This is a genomic window from Streptomyces sp. NPDC051940 (assembly GCF_040680895.1).
Classification (GTDB): Bacteria; Actinomycetota; Actinomycetes; order Streptomycetales; family Streptomycetaceae; genus Streptomyces.
This window is the reverse complement of sequence record NZ_JBFAXR010000014.1, coordinates 66,489-83,557: the sequence shown is the minus strand read 5'-3', so window position 1 is coordinate 83,557 and position 17,069 is coordinate 66,489. Positions and strand designations below refer to the sequence as shown.

Annotated in this window: 13 protein-coding genes; 1 reads left to right on the top strand and 12 read right to left on the bottom strand. The window is 72.1% G+C overall.

Going from position 1 to position 17,069, the window contains the following annotated elements; translation table 11 throughout:
• Positions 1-38: 38 nt before the first annotated feature.
• Positions 39-2,111 carry an alpha-galactosidase gene (locus AB0M28_RS09035; RefSeq protein ID WP_365400114.1) on the bottom strand — a complete coding sequence of 691 codons (2,073 nt, stop codon included), beginning with the start codon at positions 2,109-2,111 and terminating at the stop codon, positions 39-41.
• A 127-nt stretch (positions 2,112-2,238) separates the two neighbouring features.
• Between AB0M28_RS09035 and AB0M28_RS09030 the strand changes: the two genes are divergently transcribed.
• A complete protein-coding gene (locus AB0M28_RS09030; RefSeq protein WP_365400112.1) occupies positions 2,239-3,027 on the top strand; it encodes a tyrosine-protein phosphatase in 789 nt (262 codons plus the stop codon).
• 6 nt (positions 3,028-3,033) lie between these two features.
• On the opposite strand, the gene AB0M28_RS09025 is transcribed toward AB0M28_RS09030, so the two are convergent.
• From AB0M28_RS09025 to AB0M28_RS08975, 11 genes are all read right to left on the bottom strand, one after another.
• Positions 3,034-4,260: a serpin family protein gene (locus AB0M28_RS09025; RefSeq protein WP_365400109.1), complete on the bottom strand. Its 1,227-nt coding sequence runs from the start codon at positions 4,258-4,260 to the stop codon at positions 3,034-3,036.
• A gap of 55 nt (positions 4,261-4,315) precedes the next feature.
• Positions 4,316-5,692 carry an aspartate aminotransferase family protein gene (locus AB0M28_RS09020; protein WP_365400106.1) on the bottom strand — a complete coding sequence of 459 codons (1,377 nt, stop codon included), beginning with the start codon at positions 5,690-5,692 and terminating at the stop codon, positions 4,316-4,318.
• A gap of 40 nt (positions 5,693-5,732) precedes the next feature.
• On the bottom strand, positions 5,733-7,607 hold the full coding sequence (gene dxs, locus AB0M28_RS09015; RefSeq protein ID WP_365400103.1) for a 1-deoxy-D-xylulose-5-phosphate synthase: 1,875 nt from the start codon (positions 7,605-7,607) through the stop codon (positions 5,733-5,735).
• A gap of 23 nt (positions 7,608-7,630) precedes the next feature.
• Complete coding sequence (hpnH, locus tag AB0M28_RS09010) at positions 7,631-8,653, bottom strand: adenosyl-hopene transferase HpnH (RefSeq protein WP_365400100.1); 1,023 nt, start codon at positions 8,651-8,653, stop codon at positions 7,631-7,633.
• A gap of 5 nt (positions 8,654-8,658) precedes the next feature.
• Positions 8,659-9,297 carry a 1-hydroxy-2-methyl-2-butenyl 4-diphosphate reductase gene (locus tag AB0M28_RS09005; protein WP_365400097.1) on the bottom strand — a complete coding sequence of 213 codons (639 nt, stop codon included), beginning with the start codon at positions 9,295-9,297 and terminating at the stop codon, positions 8,659-8,661.
• Positions 9,297-11,303, bottom strand: coding sequence for a squalene--hopene cyclase (shc, locus tag AB0M28_RS09000; protein ID WP_365400094.1), 2,007 nt, complete (start codon positions 11,301-11,303; stop codon positions 9,297-9,299). Before shc ends, AB0M28_RS09005 begins: the two co-directional genes overlap by 1 nt.
• A 99-nt stretch (positions 11,304-11,402) precedes the next feature.
• A complete protein-coding gene (locus AB0M28_RS08995) occupies positions 11,403-12,491 on the bottom strand; it encodes a polyprenyl synthetase family protein (protein WP_365400091.1) in 1,089 nt (362 codons plus the stop codon).
• Between the two features lie 23 nt (positions 12,492-12,514).
• Positions 12,515-13,972: a hydroxysqualene dehydroxylase HpnE gene (hpnE, locus tag AB0M28_RS08990; protein WP_365400088.1), complete on the bottom strand. Its 1,458-nt coding sequence runs from the start codon at positions 13,970-13,972 to the stop codon at positions 12,515-12,517.
• 187 nt (positions 13,973-14,159) lie between these two features.
• Positions 14,160-15,080, bottom strand: a complete 921-nt coding sequence (gene hpnD / locus AB0M28_RS08985) for a presqualene diphosphate synthase HpnD (protein ID WP_365400085.1) — start codon at positions 15,078-15,080, stop codon at positions 14,160-14,162.
• Positions 15,081-15,086: 6 nt separating this feature from the next.
• Entirely contained in the window at positions 15,087-15,986 is a 900-nt protein-coding gene (gene hpnC, locus AB0M28_RS08980) for a squalene synthase HpnC (RefSeq protein WP_365400082.1), read from the bottom strand.
• 457 nt (positions 15,987-16,443) lie between these two features.
• Positions 16,444-17,064: a TetR/AcrR family transcriptional regulator gene (locus AB0M28_RS08975; RefSeq protein ID WP_365400079.1), complete on the bottom strand. Its 621-nt coding sequence runs from the start codon at positions 17,062-17,064 to the stop codon at positions 16,444-16,446.
• Positions 17,065-17,069: the final 5 nt, after the last annotated feature.

Genomic DNA, 17,069 nt, shown 5'->3' with positions numbered 1-17,069 from the left:
GGCGGCCCGGCTGCCCACGGACCACCGGCCCGGGCCGGTCAGCGCCGTCGGAGGTGCACCACCGCCGCGTCCAGGTCCCCGCGCAGCGGCAGCCGCAGGCCGCGGTGGGCGAGCAGGGCACCGCGGTGGACCTCGCCCGTCTCCACGTCCTCGTAGCGTGCGGCGGGGTCGATGCCGCGCAGCCGCAGCGGCGGCAGCGGCTCGCGGTAGCGCTGGGCCTGCAGCCACGCCAGGACGGCCGTCTCGTCGCCGTGGACGAACTGGACGGCCGTCAGCCCCTCCTGCGGCTCGCGCAGCCGGTACAGCTCGCCCAGCTGCACCAGCGGGCGCATGCGCTTGTAGCGGGCGATCCAGCCGGCGGCCTCGGCGAGCTCCGCCTCCGTCCACTTCGCCAGGTCGCCGCCGACCCCGAGGACACCGGCCATGGAGCTGACGAACCGGTAGCGCAGCGACGCCTCGCGGTCCTGCATCTGGTGGTTGGGGCTGTCGGTCACCCAGGCCGCCATGACGCGCGCCGGATGGATCTGGCTGAAGCCGTGCTGGATCGGCAGCCGGTCCAGCGGGTCGGTGTTGTCGGAGGTCCACACCTGGTCGGTGCGGGTGAGGATGCCGAGGTCGATCCGGCCGCCGCCGCCCGAGCAGGATTCGAAGGCGACGCCCGGGTGTGCGCCGCGCAGCCGGTCGATGAGGGCGTACAGACCGTGCACGTGCTCGGGTCCGTTGTACGCGGCCTCCGTGAAGGAGCGGTTGAAGTCCCACTTGACGTAGTCGATCGGCGCGGAGCGCAGCAGCGCGTCGAGCCGCTCCCACAGGTGTGCGCGGACGTCCTCGCGGCCGAGGTCCAGGACGAGCTGGTTGCGGAACTCCGTCCGCTCGCGCGAGGGGCGGTGCTGCACCCAGTCGGGGTGCGCGCGGTAGAGGTCGCTGTCCGGGTTGACCATCTCGGGCTCCACCCAGATGCCGAACCGCATGCCCAGCGCGTGCACTTCGTCCGCCAGGGGCTTCAGCCCGTCGGGGAAGCGGTCCGGGTTCGGCGTCCAGTCGCCGAGCCCGCGGCGGTCGTTGGTGCGCGTGCCGAACCAGCCGTCGTCCACGACGAACAGCTCGACGCCCATCGCGGCGGCACGGCGGGCGAGTTCGAGCTGGTGGCCGGCCTCCACGTCGAAGGTGGTGGCCTCCCAGGAGTTGTACAGCACCGGCCGTACGGTCTGCGCGTCCGGCACGACGTACCGCAGCTGCCACGCGTGCCAGGCCCGAGAGGCGGCCCCGAACCCGCCGTCGGCGTACAGCCCGGCGAAGACGGGCGAGGTGTACGAGTCGCCGGGGGTGAGGACGACGAGCCCCGACTCGTCGTGACCGGCGCCCCCGACGGCCTGCACGGAGCCGTCGGGCAGCAGCTGTACGGCGATCCGCCAGGACCCCGACCAGCCCAGCGCACAGCCGTACACCTCGCCGTGCTCCTCCCCGGCCGTCCCGTCGTCCAGGGCGACCCAGGGCAGGTGGATGTGCGAGGTGTGCCCGCGCCGGCTGCCGATGACGTGCTCGCCGGGGGTGAGCGACGTGCGGACCAGACGGCTCTCGGCGCCCCAGCGTCCGTGCAGGTGGCTCATCCGCCAGCCGTCGCGCGCGGGGAGCGGCCAGGCGGCGGCGTCCAGCCGCAGTACGTCGAGCGGCGGCGCGTCCGCGGGCCCCTCGTGCGTCGCCGTCACCCACCGCTCCAGGACGTCGTCGCGCATCCGGTAGTGCAGGGTGAGGGAGAGATGGTGGACGGGGTCGTGGAAGCGCAGCCGCAGCTCGTCGTCCCCGGCCTCCTCCGTCCCCTCGAACCGCCACTCCGTTCCGCGCGCGAGGCGGTCGGTGCGTACGACGAGGGCGGGGCGGGCGAAGCGGGGGCCGCCCTCCACCGGGTACTCCTCGCGGCCGTCGAGGGCGGACTCGAAGGAGTGCGACCGGGGCAGCCCTTCGGCGGCGAGGGCCTGCGCGTCGGCGAGCGTGATGCGCGGACCCCAGTGGAGGTGCAGCAGCTCATCGCCGTCGGTCACATACAGGGCGTAACTGCTGGCCGTACCCGATATCAGCCAGACCCGACCGTTTTCGCCAGTTTCAATCATCGGAAGCCCCAGATTTCCACAGTCCCGCACAAGCCGTCCGGACATCATCACCCACGGCCGAACTGATTGACCAGCGAACGTTTGTCGTATCGTCGAGGGTGCCCCCGATTGTGCTGAGGAGCCGCAGATGACGCAGACGACCGAGCCGGAGCTGACCGGTGTGCGCAACTTCCGCGACGTGGGCGGACTGCCCACCGTGGACGGCCGTACGACCCGCACCGGGGTGCTGTTCCGCAGTGGCCATCTGGCGCACGCCACGCCCGAGGACGCCGCCTTCCTCGGCGCGCTCGGCCTGCACACCGTCTTCGACTTCCGCAACGCGGCGGACATCGCCCTGGAAGGCCCCGACGTGACGCTGCCCGGGGTGCGGAACGTGAACATACCGCTCAACGATCCGGCCGACGGCAAGGAGTTCTGGAACCTCGTCCGGCACGGCGACATCGCCCAGCTGCGGGAGATGCTGGGCGACGGCAAGGCGGCCGGGCGGATGGCGGCCACGTACCGCGAGCTGGTGGTCACCAAGACCGGGGACCAGTCCCGCGTGCTGCACGCCGTCGCCGACGACTCCGTCCCCGCCCTGATGCACTGCGCCGCGGGCAAGGACCGGGCCGGGATGACGATCGCGGTGGCGCTGCTGGCGGTCGGCGTCGAACGCGAGGCGATCGAGGCGGACTACCTCGAGTCCAACGCCAAACACCGCCGCTACAAGATGCACCGCGGCAAGGACGCCGTGGACGGCATGTCCCCCGAGGTCGTGGCCCTGCTCAGCCCGCTCTTCGAGGCCCGGGCCGCGTATCTGGCGGCGGCCTTCGACCAGATGGAGCAGACCTGGGGCTCCGTGGAGCGCTACCTCGCCCAGGGGCTGAAGCTCGCCGACGCGACGCGCGAGCGGCTGCGGGAACGCCTGCTCGTCTGACGCCGGTCAGCTCTCGTCCTCGCCGAACTCCGCCGCCAGATCGTACTCGTCGGGCTCGGTGACCCAGCCGGCGGCGAGGACCAGCCTCGACGCGCGGTGGACGGCGAGGAAGCCGAAGGGGCGCAGGAAGCGGGCGTCGATGTGCCGGACGACGTGGGGGCGCTTCGGCTCGGCTGGCACGCCTGCCGCGACTCCCCCGAAGTCTGTCACCGCCGCCGCCTTGAACCCCAGCGGCCCGAAGGTGGCGGTGGCGTTCTGGGCGGCCGACCCGACGGCCAGGGGCTCCTCGGCGACGCCCGGGAAGTGGCCGGTGCGGTTGTCCGTCGCCGCGTCGAGGCCGAAGACCTGCGGCATCTGCAGGAGATCGTGCTCCGCCTCCACCGTGAACTGCGCGACCTGCAGGCTCAGCCGGTCCTCCCGGACCTCGCTGCGCCGCAGGGACACCTCGACCCCCGGCCCCGCCTCCCCCGGCGGCAGCCGGCTGCCCGGCCTTCCGGGCCACGCGCCGCCGACCGCTTCCGTACCCGCGGCGAGCACGTCGCCCGGGGCCGCGTCCTCCTCGCCGAGCACCAGATGGACGCTGAGCCCGTCGTCCCCGACGACCTCGACCACGGTCAGCGGTCCGGCGGGCGTCCGTACGACCCGCAGCCGGTCCGGCACGGCCGTCCGCCGGCACAGCACGGTCAGGTCGCGGCCCGCCCAGGGGCCGTCCTCGGTGCCGGACCACACGTCGTAGAACGGCCGCAGCCACGTCGTGCGCAGCAGCAGGGCGCTGGCCAGCACCAGCCGTGTGTCGTCGACGAGTTCCACGCGCATGGCCGGGATCAGCCCCTCCGTGCGCGCATGGGCCCAGTCGTCCAGCACCGCGTGGTCCGCGTCGTGGTCCCCGGTCAGCGTCCCGTGGACGGCGGCGGGGAGCATGGCCTGCCACTCGGGCCGGAGGGTGAGCTTGTCGTCCCGGGTCCACAGGCCTAGGGCGCTGTCGACGCCGGTCATCCCGCCGAGGGCCGAGAGCAGGTCGCCGCTGCGCCTGATGGCCTCGTCCGCGGGTACGCCGAGGGCCGTCTCCATCTCCGAGCGGGCGGGCCCGTCGGCCGCGCCGGCGAGCAGCCCGATGAGGGGCCAGGCGCCGGGCGAGGCGAACACGGTGCCGCCTTCGCCCCCGGCGAGACTCGCGCGGGCCCAGCGGGCCGTCATGGCGTTGACCGCGCGGACGGTCGACTTGTCGATCATCCATGCAGCCTAGGACGCGGACTCCCGGGTCAGCCAGCGGGTTTCGAAGCGCCGATCACCTGTTGGCCACCGCCTGCTTGACCAGCGTCTTGCCGAAGTCCCAGATCAGCCCGCCTTCATGGGCGTCATCCATGACCTGGGTGAACGCGTCGACGAACCGGTCCGCGTCGGCCTCCGTCACCACCAGCGGCGGGATCAGCTTGATGACCTCCAGATGGTCGCCGGAGACCTGGGTGAGGATGCGGTGCCGCTGCAGCAGCGGTACGACGACCATCTGCGCGAACAGCCCCTTGCGCGCCGCCTGCAGCATCGTCCACCTGCTGCGCAGCTTCAGCGACCGTGGCCGGCCGAACTCGATGCCGATCATCAGGCCGCGGCCGCGCACCTCGTGCAGCAGCTCGTACTTGTCGACCAGCGCCGCGAGCCGGCCGTGCAGCAGACCGCCGACGTGCAGGGCGTTCGCGACGATCTCCTCGTCCTCCATCACCGACAGCGTGGCCAGGCCCGCCGCCATCGCCATCGCGTTGCCGGCGAAGCTCGCCGAGTGGACCAGGACCCGGTCCATGGACGAGTAGACCTTCTTGAAGATCCAGTCCTTGCCGAGCGTCGCCCCGACCGGGACGTAACCGCCCGACAGCGCCTTCGCCACGCAGACCAGGTCCGGCTCTACGCCGTCCTCGTGCTGGTACGCGAAGAAGTCCCCGGTGCGGCCGAGTCCCGTCTGCACCTCGTCGGCGATCAGCAGCGCCTTGTACTTGTGCAGCAGCTCCTGCGCCGCCCGCAGATAGCCGGGCGGCGCCTCGAGTACGCCCTTGCCCTGGATCGGCTCGACGATGAGGGCGGCCACACCGCCGCGCCGCAACTCGCGCTCCAGGGCGTCGAGGTCGCCCAGGGGGACCGCCGTGTCCGGCAGCAGCGGTGCGAATCCGTCCCGGAAGGACGACTCGCCGTTCACCGACAGCGAGCCCGTCGTCAGCCCGTGGAAGGCGTGGTCGCAGTACAGCACCCGCGGCCGCCCCGTCACGTACCGGGCGAACTTCAGGGCGGTCTCCACCGCCTCCGTACCGCTGTTGGAGAAGAACACCCGGTCCAGATGCGGCGTGTACGACAGCAGCCGCTCGGCGAGCAGCCCCGGCAGCGGCTGGCAGTCGAACCGGGTGAGGTCTGCGAGCCCCGCGTCCAGGACGTCGTGCAGCGCCTTGCGGACCACGGGGTGATGGCGGCCGACGCCCATCACCCCGAAGCCCGCGAGCATATCGAGGTAGTCGTTGCCCTCCTCGTCGAAGAAGTGCGCGCCCTCGGCCCGGACATACGTCTTGTCGAAGCCGATGGTGTGCAGCATCCGCGGCAGCTGGTGGTTGAGGTGACGGGTCTGCAGCTCGTACCGCTCTCCGCCGCGCTGGGCAAGGAGCTCACCGATGTCGAAGGTCACCCGCCCCTTTCTACTCCCAATGCCCGGGCCTCGCCAGCTTTCACCCCTCGAGCCGCGCCAGCACCCCGCTGACCGCCCCCGCCAGCTCCGCGGGGGTGAGCCCGAGGTCGGCGAGCAGCTCGCCGCGCTGGGCGTGCGGCAGGAACTGCTCGGGCAGCCCGTAGCACCGCACGGGCATGTCGAGCCCGGCGTCCCGCATCGCCCGCTCCACGGCTGAACCGACGCCGCCGGCACGGCTGTTGTCCTCCGCGACGGCCAGCAGCCGGTGCCGGGCGGCCAGGGGCGCCAGCGCCTCGTCGACGGGCTTGACCCAGCGCGGGTCGACGACCGTGCAGCCGATGCCGCGCTCGGCGAGCAGCTCCGCCGCCCCGACGCACGCCTCGGCCAGGGCGCCGACGGCGACCAGCAGCACGTCCTCCCCCGGCCCCCGGTACAGCACGTCCATGCCGCCGACGCGGTCCACGGCGGGCACCGACGGGCCCACCGAGCCGCGGGCGAACCGCACCACGGTCGGCGCGTCGTCGACGGTCACCGCCTCGCCCAGCTGCAGCCGCAGCTGTTCGGCGTCGCGCGGCGCCGCGATCCGCAGCCCGGGCACGACCTGCAGGATCGACATGTCCCACATGCCGTGGTGCGAGGCGCCGTCCGGTCCGGTGATACCGGCCCGGTCCAGCACGAAGGTGACGCCGCACCGGTGCAGCGCGACGTCCATCAGCAGCTGGTCGAAGGCCCGGTTGAGGAACGTGGCGTAGATGGCCACCACCGGGTGCAGCCCGCCGGTCGCCAGACCCGCCGCGGAGACCGTGGCGTGCTGCTCGGCGATGCCGACGTCCCACACCCGCTCCGGATAGGCGTCGGCGAACTTCTTCAGCCCGACCGGCTGGAGCATCGCCGCCGTGACGGCCACGATGTCCTCGCGCTCCGCGCCGAGCTTCAGCATCTCGTCGCCGAACACGCTGGTCCACGACGGCGGGCCCTTCGGCCCGACCGGCTCGCAGGTCAGCGGGTCCATCTGGCTCACCGCGTGGAAGCGGTCCGCCTCGTCCTCCAGCGCCGGCTGGTAGCCGCGGCCCTTCTCCGTCAGGCAGTGCACCAGCACCGGCCCGTGGAAGCGCGCGGCGCGCCGCAGCGCGGACTCCACGGCCTCCACGTCGTGCCCGTCGATCGGGCCGACGTACTTCAGCCCCAGGTCCTCGAACATGCCCTGCGGCGCGAAGGCGTCCTTGAAGCCCTTCTTCGCCCCGTGCAGCGACTCGTACAGGGGCTTGCCGACGACCGGCATGTCCTGCACGACCTTCTTGCCCCAGGCGAGGAACTTCTCGTAGCCGTCGGTGGTGCGCAGCGTGGCGAGGTGGTTCGCCAGCCCTCCTATCGTGGGGGCGTAGGAGCGCTCGTTGTCGTTCACGACGATGATCAGCGGCCTGTCCCGGGCGGCGGCGATGTTGTTCAGCGCCTCCCAGGCCATCCCGCCGGTCAGCGCCCCGTCACCGATCACCGCGACGACGTGGTCGCCGCGCCCGAGGACCTGGTTGGCCTTGGCGAGGCCGTCGGCCCAGCCCAGGACCGTCGAGGCGTGGCTGTTCTCGATGACGTCGTGCTCGGACTCCGCCCGGGAGGGGTAGCCGGACAGGCCGCCCTTGCCGCGGAGCTTGGAGAAGTCCTGGCGGCCGGTGAGGAGTTTGTGGACGTAGGACTGGTGGCCGGTGTCCCACAGGATGCGGTCCGCCGGCGAGTCGAAGACCCGGTGCAGGGCGATGGTGAGTTCCACCACGCCGAGATTCGGGCCCAGATGGCCGCCCGTTCTGGCCACCGCGTGGATGAGGAACTGGCGGATCTCCTCCGCCAGTTCGTCCAGGCGTTCGCCGGGCAGCTCCTTGAGGTCGCGCGGTCCGCGGATGTTCTCCAGCAGGGACATGAGTCCGGCCCCCTCCCTTTAACTCAATCGCGTCCGCCGAGCGTTTCGCGGGCGGCCCGCAGGGACTCCTTCAGCGACCCCATGGTCGCCAGGACGGCCGTGGGCTCGTAGCCGCAGTGCGCCATGCAGTTGGCGCAGCGCGGGTCCTTGCCGCGGCCGTACTTCTCCCAGTCGGTCTCCTCGACCAGTTCCTTGTACGTGGTGACATATCCGTCACTCATGAGATAGCAGGGACGCTGCCACCCGAACAGCGAGTAGCTGGGAATCGCCCACGCCGTGCAGGGGAAGTCGACCTTGCCCTCGAGGAAGTCGAGGAACAGCGGCGACTGGTTCAGCCGCCACTTCTTGCGGTTGCCGCCGGCGAACGCCTTCTTGAACAGCTCGCGGGTCTGCTGCACGCCGAGGAAGTGCTCCTGGTCGGGGGCCTTCTCGTAGGCGTAGGCGGGCGACAGCATCATCTCGTCGACCTTCAGGTCGTCGTTGAGGTAGTTGAGGACCTCGATGATGGTCTGCGGGGTGTCGGTGTTGAAGAAGGTCGAGTTGGTGGTCACCCGGAAGCCGCGGCGCTTGGCCTCCTTGATGGCCTCCACCGCCTCGTCGAAGGTGCCCTCCTTGGCCACCGAGGCGTCGTGCCGCTCGCGCAGGCCGTCGATGTGCACGGCCCAGGCGAAGTACGGCGACGGGGTGAACTTGTCCATCTTCTTGCGCATCAGCAGGGCGTTGGTGCACAGGAAGACGAACTTCTTCTTCGCCACCAGCTGCCGCACGATCTCGTCGATCTGCGGGTGCATCAGGGGTTCGCCGCCGGCGATGGAGACCATCGGGGCGCCGGCCTCGAGGACCGCGCCGACGGCCTGCGCGACGGGCATCCGCTGCTTCAGGATCCCGGCCGGGTGCTGGATCTTCCCGCAGCCCTCGCACTTGAGATTGCAGGCGAAGAGTGGTTCCAGCTCCACGAGGAGGGGGAACTTCTCCCGCTTGCGCAGCGTTTTCTGCTGAAAGAGATAGCTAGCGACCTTGATGGACTGACGGAGCGGCATGGCCATCTGGCTCACCTCCTGGGGAGCGACGTACGGTGCCATTCGAGGAAGGCGGGTAGCAGTGTGCTGAGCACGCGGTAGGCCCTCAGGCCACCGCGCAGTGTCTTGACGTTGATGAGTTCGTGTCCGGGGGCGTCGACGACGACCCGGACGGCGGCGACCGGGCGGGGCCCGGCGCGCAGTGCCTCGCTGAGGGTGGCCGCGGACTCCATGTCCACGGCGGCGGCGCCGGTGGCGCGCAGTCCGTCACGTTCGCGCGGCCGCACGACGTGGTCGGATCCGGCCAGGGTGCCGCGGTGGGCGGTGAGCCCGAGCAGGCCGATGGCTTCGGCCAGCGTCTGGGTGGCGTCGCAGGGGATGCGCTCGCCGTCCACCTCGACGGTGTCGGCGAGAAAGACGTCCCCCGGGCGCATCCCGGTTTCGAGTCCGGCGCAGAAACCGGTTGCCATGACAGGAGCGTTACGGAACACGGGATCCGCGAGCCGCTCGGCGACCGCGCGCCGGGCGGCGGCGGGCCCCATTCCGCTCCGCAGTACGGCGACCGGACCGGCCGCTCCGCCACGGATCCCGCCGCGCAGCGCCCGGCGCTCGATGCCGAGCGCACAGGCGAGCACGAGCGGGGTGTCCGTACCGAGAGCGGGTGCCGGCATCAGTCCTCCCGCCTGCTGCGCTCCAGCGCGTCCGCACCGCCGTGCAGATAGCGCCCGAGCGCGGTGAGGGGGAACACCTGCCGGTACAGGTGGTAGTTGATGGAGAAGTCCCAGGGGAAGCCCGTGCCGGTGAACTCCGGCTCGTCCCAGGAACCGTCCTCCAACTGCGTGCGCGCGAGCCACAGGACGCCGCGCTCGACCGCCTTGGACTCCGCTTCCCCGGCGGCCAGCAGCGCCAGCAGCGCCCAGGCCGTCTGGGAGGCGGTGGAGTTGCCGCGGGCGATCCACTCCGGGTCGGGGTAGGAGCGCAGGTCCTCGCCCCAGCCGCCGTCGTCGTTCTGCACGCTCTCCAGCCACGTCACGGCCCGCCGGATCGCGGGGTGCGAGGCCGGCAGCCCGGCGGCGGCGAGCGCCGGTACGGCCGAGCCCGTGCCGTAGACGTAGTTGACGCCCCAGCGCCCGAACCAGGCGCCGTTCGCCTCCTGCTCGGCCAGCAGCCACGCGACGCCGCGGCGGGCGTGCGGGTCCTGGGCGAGCCCCTCGTACGACAGCATCTCCACGACGTGCGCCGTGACGTCCGCGGACGGCGGGTCGATGACTTCGCCGAAGTCGCAGAAGGGCAGCTTGTTCGGCAGGGGCGAGGTGTTGTCCGCGTCGAACGCCCCCCAGGCGCCGTTCTTCGACTGCATGCCGGCCGTCCAGCGCACCGCCTTCTCCACCGCGTCGTCGACCTTGGCCTGTTCGGGGTGGGTCACGCGGCGCAGGGCGAGGACGACCTCGGCGGTGTCGTCGGTGTCCGGGTAGTTGTCGTTGTGGAACTCGAACGCCCAGCCGCCGGGAGCCAGGTCCGGCTTGCGCACCGACCAGTCGCCGTCCGCGAGGACCTGCTCGGCCAGCAGCCAGTCGGCGGCCTTGACCAGCCGCGGGTCGTCGGCCGGCACGCCGGCGTCGGCCAGGGCGATCACGGACAGGCAGGTGTCCCAGACCGGGGACTGGCACGCCTCGATCATCCGGGTCTCGTCGTCGGGCCAGACGGCGAACTCGTCGAGCGCCTTCAGCCCGGCCACTATCACCGGATGGTCCAGGCCGTAGCCCAGCAGGTGCAGGGCGATGACGGAGTACACGGCGGGCGGCTGGATGCCGCCCCAGCAGCCGTCGTTCTCCTGCCGCTGGATGATCCAGTCCGCGGCCCGCTTCCTGGCCGCCCGCCGCAGCGGCCGGAACGCCACCTTGTGGTACAGGTGCATCGCCTTGTCGAGGCGCTGGAAGGCCCCGTCCCAGGTGAACGGGCGGGCCAGCGGGCGGGGCGGGTTCGGCTGGGACGGGTCGGCGTGCAGCTCGTCCAGCGTGAACGGCGCCGGGTGGACGGGCCGTTCGGACGAGACGACGGTGAGCGGCACGATGGTCTGCCGCGCCCAGCAGCCGAAGTCGTAGATGTTCAGCGGGAACCACGACGGGAAGTAGATGAGCTCCGGCGGCAGTTCGGGGAGGTCCTCCCACTTCCACCAGCCGAAGAGCGCGAGCCAGATCCGGGTGAAGACCCTGCTCGCGGCGATGCCCCCCTGTTCGCGCACCCAGGCCGACGCGGTCGCCATGTGCGGCGCGTCCGGTGTGTCACCGGCGAGGCGCAGCGCGACGTACGCCTCGATGGTGGCGGACAGTTCGCCCGGTCCTCCGTGGAAGGTGTTCCAGGTACCGTCCGTCTGCTGCTGCGAGCGGATCCAGCGGGCGGCCGCGGCCGTGGTGCGCTCGTCCCGGATTCCGAGGAACTCACGCAGCATCAGGTCCTCGGCGTCCATGGTGACGTTCGTCTCCAGGTCGCCCTTCCACCACCCCGCCTCGTCCTGGCGGTCCAGGAGATGGGCGGTGGCACGCTCGGCAGCGGCTCTGGCAGCGACTAACGTCTCCCGCTCGCCCGCCGCGCCGGGCTGCGGAGCGGCGACGGTCGTGGCGGACGGGGGCTGGGGGTGTACGGATCCTGCGCTGTCGTCAGTTGTCGCGGTCAATGGGTGGCACCCCTTTCCCAGTGAGAGTTCTCCCCTGTGCGCGCAGGCCGGTCGGTGCCTGCGCCGGGCGCCTGTCGGCGCCCCCCTCAACGGCGCCGGTCAGCGCCTGCGTACGACGACGAAGTCGGCGAGCTCGGTGAGCTGGGCCCGGACGGAATCCGGCATGGTCACTCCGTTCAGTGCGGCGAGCGCGGTGGCGTGCTGGCGGCGGGCCTCCTGGGAGGTCCACTCCCGGCCGCCCGCCTCCTCGATCAACGCCGCCCGGGTGGCGAATTCTTCCTCGCTGAAGCCAACACCATCAGAAGTCCCGTCCGCCTCCGGATTTTCCCCGGTCGCGGTCTTGGCGTCGGCGGCGAGCATCTCGGCGAGCCGCTCCGAGGCGGGCCCGCCCGCGGCGAGCGCGGCGCACACCGGAAGGGACTTCTTGCGCTGGCGCAGATCGCTCCAGGTCTGCTTGCCGGTCACGGCCGGCTCGCCCCAGATGCCCAGCAGGTCGTCGACGGCCTGGAAGGCGAGTCCCAGGTGGTAGCCGTACGTCTCCAGGGCGTCGGCCGTGGCGTCGTCGGCGCCGCCGAGCACCGCGCCGATGGAGCAGGCGCAGGCCAGCAGGGCGCCGGTCTTGTTGCCCTCCATCTCCAGGCACTCCTCGACGGTGACGCGCTCGCGCCCCTCGAAGGACATGTCCTGGGCCTGACCGTCGATCAGCTTGCGCGTGGCGGTGGTCAGCCGGCGCGTGGCGCGGCCCGCCTCGGGCGTGCCGAGCTCCAGCAGCACCTCGTTGGCGAGGGCGAAGAGCGCGTCGCCGACCAGGATGGCCTGGGCGGGGCCGTGCACCTTCCAGACGGTGTCGCGGTGGCGGCGCTGTTCGTCGCCGTCCATCAGATCGTCGTGCAGCAGCGAGAAGTTGTGCACCAGCTCCACGGCGACCGCGCCCGGTACGCCCGCCTCGGGCGGGGCACCGGCGGCCTCGGCGGAGATCAGCGCCAGCGCGGGGCGCACGGCCTTCCCGCCGTCGCCGTCGGCGGGCCGGCCCTGGGCGTCGATCCAGCCGAAGTGGTAGGCGGCGACGGTGTCCATGGGCGGCGCGAGCCGGTCGACGACGGTGCGCAGCAGCGGGGTGGAGAGGGCGCGCCCGCGCTCGAGCAGGGCCTCCGTACCACCGGTGTGGTTCGAGTCGTTCACGGCCACGCTGTCTCCTTGGTATCCGTTTCTCATGCCGCCTCGGTCGCCGTCACCGGCAGGGGTCGTGTGCGGGTCTGCGGGGTCAGTCGGCGACCGAGATCGCCAAGGATGCCACGCGCCGCCGACATCCCGCTGAGCACGGCACTCTCCATCGTCGCGGGCCATCCGGTGTCGGTCCACGCGCCGGCCAGCGCCAGTCCGCGCGCACGGGTGCGCGAGGGCGGGCGCAGGCGCACCACGCCGGGGGCGGGCGCGAAGGTGGCGGTGCGCTCCCGGGTGACGAAGAAGTCGCGTACCACGGCGTCGCGGGAGGCGGGCAACAGCCTCTCCAGCTCGGGGAGATACAGCTTGCGCAGCTCCTCCACCGGACGGTCGATGTCCTCCTGGGCCGCCGACTGGGACAGCGCCAGATACTGGCCTCCCTGTCCGTCCGCGGAGCCGGCCAGCCCGGAGGTGTCGGTGCGGTCGAAGACCCACTGCACCCGGCTGCCGAGCGCCGCGAAGAACGGCCGGCGGACGAGCTTGCGGTCGTACACCACATGGATGTTGAGGATGGGCGCCGTGCCCATCTCGAGCAGCCGGCCCTTGTTCTCGACGGCCCCGTCGGGCAGCAGGTCGTGCGCCTCGCGCTGCGGTACGGCGATGACCACCGCGTCCGCGTCGAGGGTCTCGCCGCTTCGCGGTCCGGTCGCCGCAGTCACCTGCCAGCGGCCGTCGTCGCCGCGGACGACGGACTTGGCGCGGGTGCGCAGCAGGGTGCGTACGCCGGCCTTGTCCAGCTCGCGGCGGGCGAGGGTGTCGTGCAGTTCGCCCAGCGGGACCCGGGCGACGCCGATGTCCGCCGCGCCCGGCTCGGAGAGCAGGCCCGTCTTGAAGACCATCGCGGCGAGCGACAGGGACGACTCCCCCGCCACGGCGTTGAGGGTGGCGACGCCGACCAGGTCCCACAGCGCCTCGACGGTGCGCGGGGACTGCCCGTGCCGGGCGAGCCAGCTGCCGAAGTCCTCCTTGTCGAGGTCCGGATCCGCGAGGTCGAGCCCCTTCAGCGCGAGCGCCGCCCGCCCGACGCTCGCGCGTTCGGCGAGCGACAGATGCGGATAGCGGGCGAGGCTCGCGGCCAGATGGAGCGGTACGGGCAGTCCGGCCCGGCGCAGCCGCCCGAACCGCATCGTCTCCGCGTCCAGCACGGGTACGTCGAGACGGCGCTGCAGCGGGGCGAGGTCGAGGCCGCCGACGCGGTCCAGGAAGTACTGGTACGCGCTGCAGCAACGCAGATAGACGTGCTGGCCGTTGTCGACGGTGAGGGGGCCCGCGGCGGACTGCCGTTCGAAGGAGAACGCGAGCCCGCCGAGCCGCGGCCGCCCTTCGAGCAGCGTGACGTCGGCACCGGAGTCGGCAAGGGCGAGCGCCGCGGTGGTACCGGCGAGCCCTCCCCCGATCACCACCGCCGACGGCCGTCCCCCGGACGGCGCTGCAGCGGCGCTCATACGACCTCCCCCTCGGTCATCACGATCAAGGACGCAGGCTTCCGGCGGAAGGTTGCCCGCCGCATCAGGATCCTTGGCCCGCCGACGGCCCGCGCGAAACCCGCGTCCCGGTGCGAACTCGCGTACGCCTCAGGGGGCGTCGCGACGCCGCGGAGCTCCGTCGGGCACCCCCCGGGACTGTCGGCGGTCATGCCCGGCGCCTCCGGGCGGTCTGCCGGGCGTCGTAGCCGGTGAGCCCGCGCATGGCGACGTACGCCTTCTCGCGGCCCGGCAGGGACACGCGGCCGCGCAGGATCGCCTCGGGTTCGGCGGCGATCCGGCCCAGCAGGCGGTGGTAGATGCCGGCCATCGCGGCGACGCAGGCGCCGCTGCGCCGGTCCAGCATCGGCAGCAGCTTGAAACCCTCCGCGAACAGCGCCCGCGCCCGCCGCACCTCGAAGTGCACGAGGCCCGCGAAGTCGGAGCCCGGCGGCGGCGTGTCGCTGTGGAAGCCGGCGGAGCAGCCGAACTTGGCGAGATCCTCGGCGGGCAGATACGTGCGGCCGTTGCCGGCGTCCTCGCGGACGTCGCGCAGGATGTTGGTCAGCTGCAGCGCGAGCCCCAGGGTGTCGGCGTACTCGGGGGCGTGACGCGCGCCGCGCGCGCCGGGGACGGTACCGAACACGCCCAGCGAGAGGCGGCCGATGGCGCCGGCGACGCAGCGGCAGTAGACCTTCAGGTCGTCCCAGGTCTCGTACTCCTCGCCGCGTACGTCCATCAGGACGCCGTCGATGAGTTCGTCCAGCCCGCCGAGCGGGACGGGGAACGCCCGGGCGGCGTGGTCCAGGGCCACGGCCACCGGGTCGATGTCGTCCTCGGAGACGTCGCCCTTGCGGATCCGGCCGAGGACGTCGCGGGTCTGTTCCAGCCGGACGGCCTTCTCCCGCGGGTCGAGGTCGCCGTCGCCGATGTCGTCGACCCGGCGCGAGAACGCGTACAGGGCGGACATCGCGCGCCGTTTGTCGGCGGGCAGCAGCCGGATGCCGTACGCGAAGTTGCGGGCCTGCAGACCGGTGACGGCCTCGCAGTAGCTGTACGCGGCGAGTACAGGAGGGCTGACGGTTTCCACGTATCCTCACCTCTTCTTTCGCAGAGCCGCGCCCACCTCGCGCAGCAGCACGGGCTTGGTGGGCTTGGGAGGACCGGGGAGGGTGTCGTAGCCCGCTGCCGCGATGGCTTTCAGTGCGGCGCGCCCCCCGGCCACGAATCCCGCGAGCAGTAGTTTCAGCCTGCCGTGGACACTCCCCACCAGGGGTGCGCCCTGATCCAGCAGTTCGTTCGCACGTTCGACCTCGAACGCGGTCAGTGCGCGGACGTCCTTGTCCGCCGCCGGCCGGGCGAGCTGCGCCTCACTCACCCCGAAGCGCTTCATGTCCTCGGCCGGCAGGTAGATCCGGTCCCGCGCCAGGTCCTCGGCGATGTCCTGCAGGTGCTCCACGATCTGCAGTCCGCTGCAGATCGCGTCCGACCAGGCGATCCGCTGCTCGGTCGCGACGCCCGCGAGCTGCAGGACCAGCCGGCCGACCGGGTTGGCGGAGAGCTCGCAGTAGTCGAGGAGCTCCTCGTACGTGGCGTACCGGCTGACCAGCTGGTCCTGCCGGTTGGCCCCGATGAGGCCGAGGAACGGTCCGGGCTCGAGGTGGTGCTTGCGGACGGTCGGCTGCAGGGCGCGCAGCAGCGGGTGCCGCGGCGTCTCGGAGCCGTCGAAGACACGGTGCAGATCGTCCTCGAACGCCTGGAGCAGCACGAGCCGGTCGGCGGCCTGCTCCTGGTCGAGACCCAGCGCCCGGGCGTCCGCGCCACCGGGCGCGAGGTCGCCGTCGCCGATGTCGTCGACGAGCCGGGCATAGCCGTAGACGGCCATGAGGTCGGTGCGCCATGCCTTCGGCAGGAAGAACGGCGCGACAGGAAAATTCTCGTCACGGGCCTGGTCCAGTACGGCGCGTGATGGATCTTTACGGTTCTTTCCCCCCACCCTCCGCAAGACGACGTCCGGCGCCCGGCGGTTTCCGGCGGTCACCGGAAACTGCCCGGGGACTGCCGCGCGGAGTTCGTCGGGGCAGCCTTCCGGGCCGCCGTCCTCCCCGCTGTGGCGGCGGGGGCGGCCGGGTCCCAGGACTCGAACCTGATCAATGCCGTCACGCCTCCCGTTCTACACTGCCGACCCAGACCAACCCATTTCGGACACGCCGCTCACGCCCACCCTGAGCTGCGACGCTGCGGTACGAGCTGGGGCGGCGAGCGGGCTGATACCGCCCGTCTGGGGACGAAGCAGCACCGCAACAGCGTACGCCGTACAGGGCTCGCACGTATGCCCGGGGGCAGGCTCCCCCCGGAGCAACTCCAGACGATCCCCGAAACTTCCCTGCGCTGCAGGGACTTGACCGGAACGTGATCGCGTGAACGCGTTCAGGAAGGTGCACGGCGGCGGTTCAGGCGACCGTGAGGCCCTCGATGACCATGGTCAGCGCGCCGTCGACCAGCGCGTCGCGCGCCGGGTCCGGCAGGGTGGACAGCGGTCCGTCGAGGATGAGCATCGCGAGCCCGTGCACGGTGGCCCAGGCGGCAACCTCCGCCCCTTGGCGGGCGCCCGGCCGCATCACCCCGGCCTCCTGCAGCTCGTCGAGGAGGCCGACCAGCATGCCGAACGAGGGGACCCGGTCGCCCTTGCCGGCGGCGTCGAACCCGTGCGTCTGCGGGATCCGGCAGAACGCCACCCGGTAGAGCCCCGGCTGCTCCACCGCGAACCGCACATAGCCCCGCCCCAGCGCGAAGAACCGCTCCCGCGGCCCGCCGCCGAGCTCCTCCACGACCGCGGCCATGGTGTCGGCGAGCGCCTGCTGCGCCTGGGCCTTCACCGCGGCCAGGAGATCGGCCCGATCGGCGAAGTGCCGGTAGGCGGCCGTGGCCGACACGCCGACACGCCGGGCGGCCTCGCGCAGCACGACGGCCTCGGGACCGCCCTCGCGGGCGAGCTCCATCGCCGCACCCACCAGCGCGTTCTCCAGATCGCCGTGGTGATAGCCGGAGCGGCCTCCCTTGTTTTCTCCCATGGTCG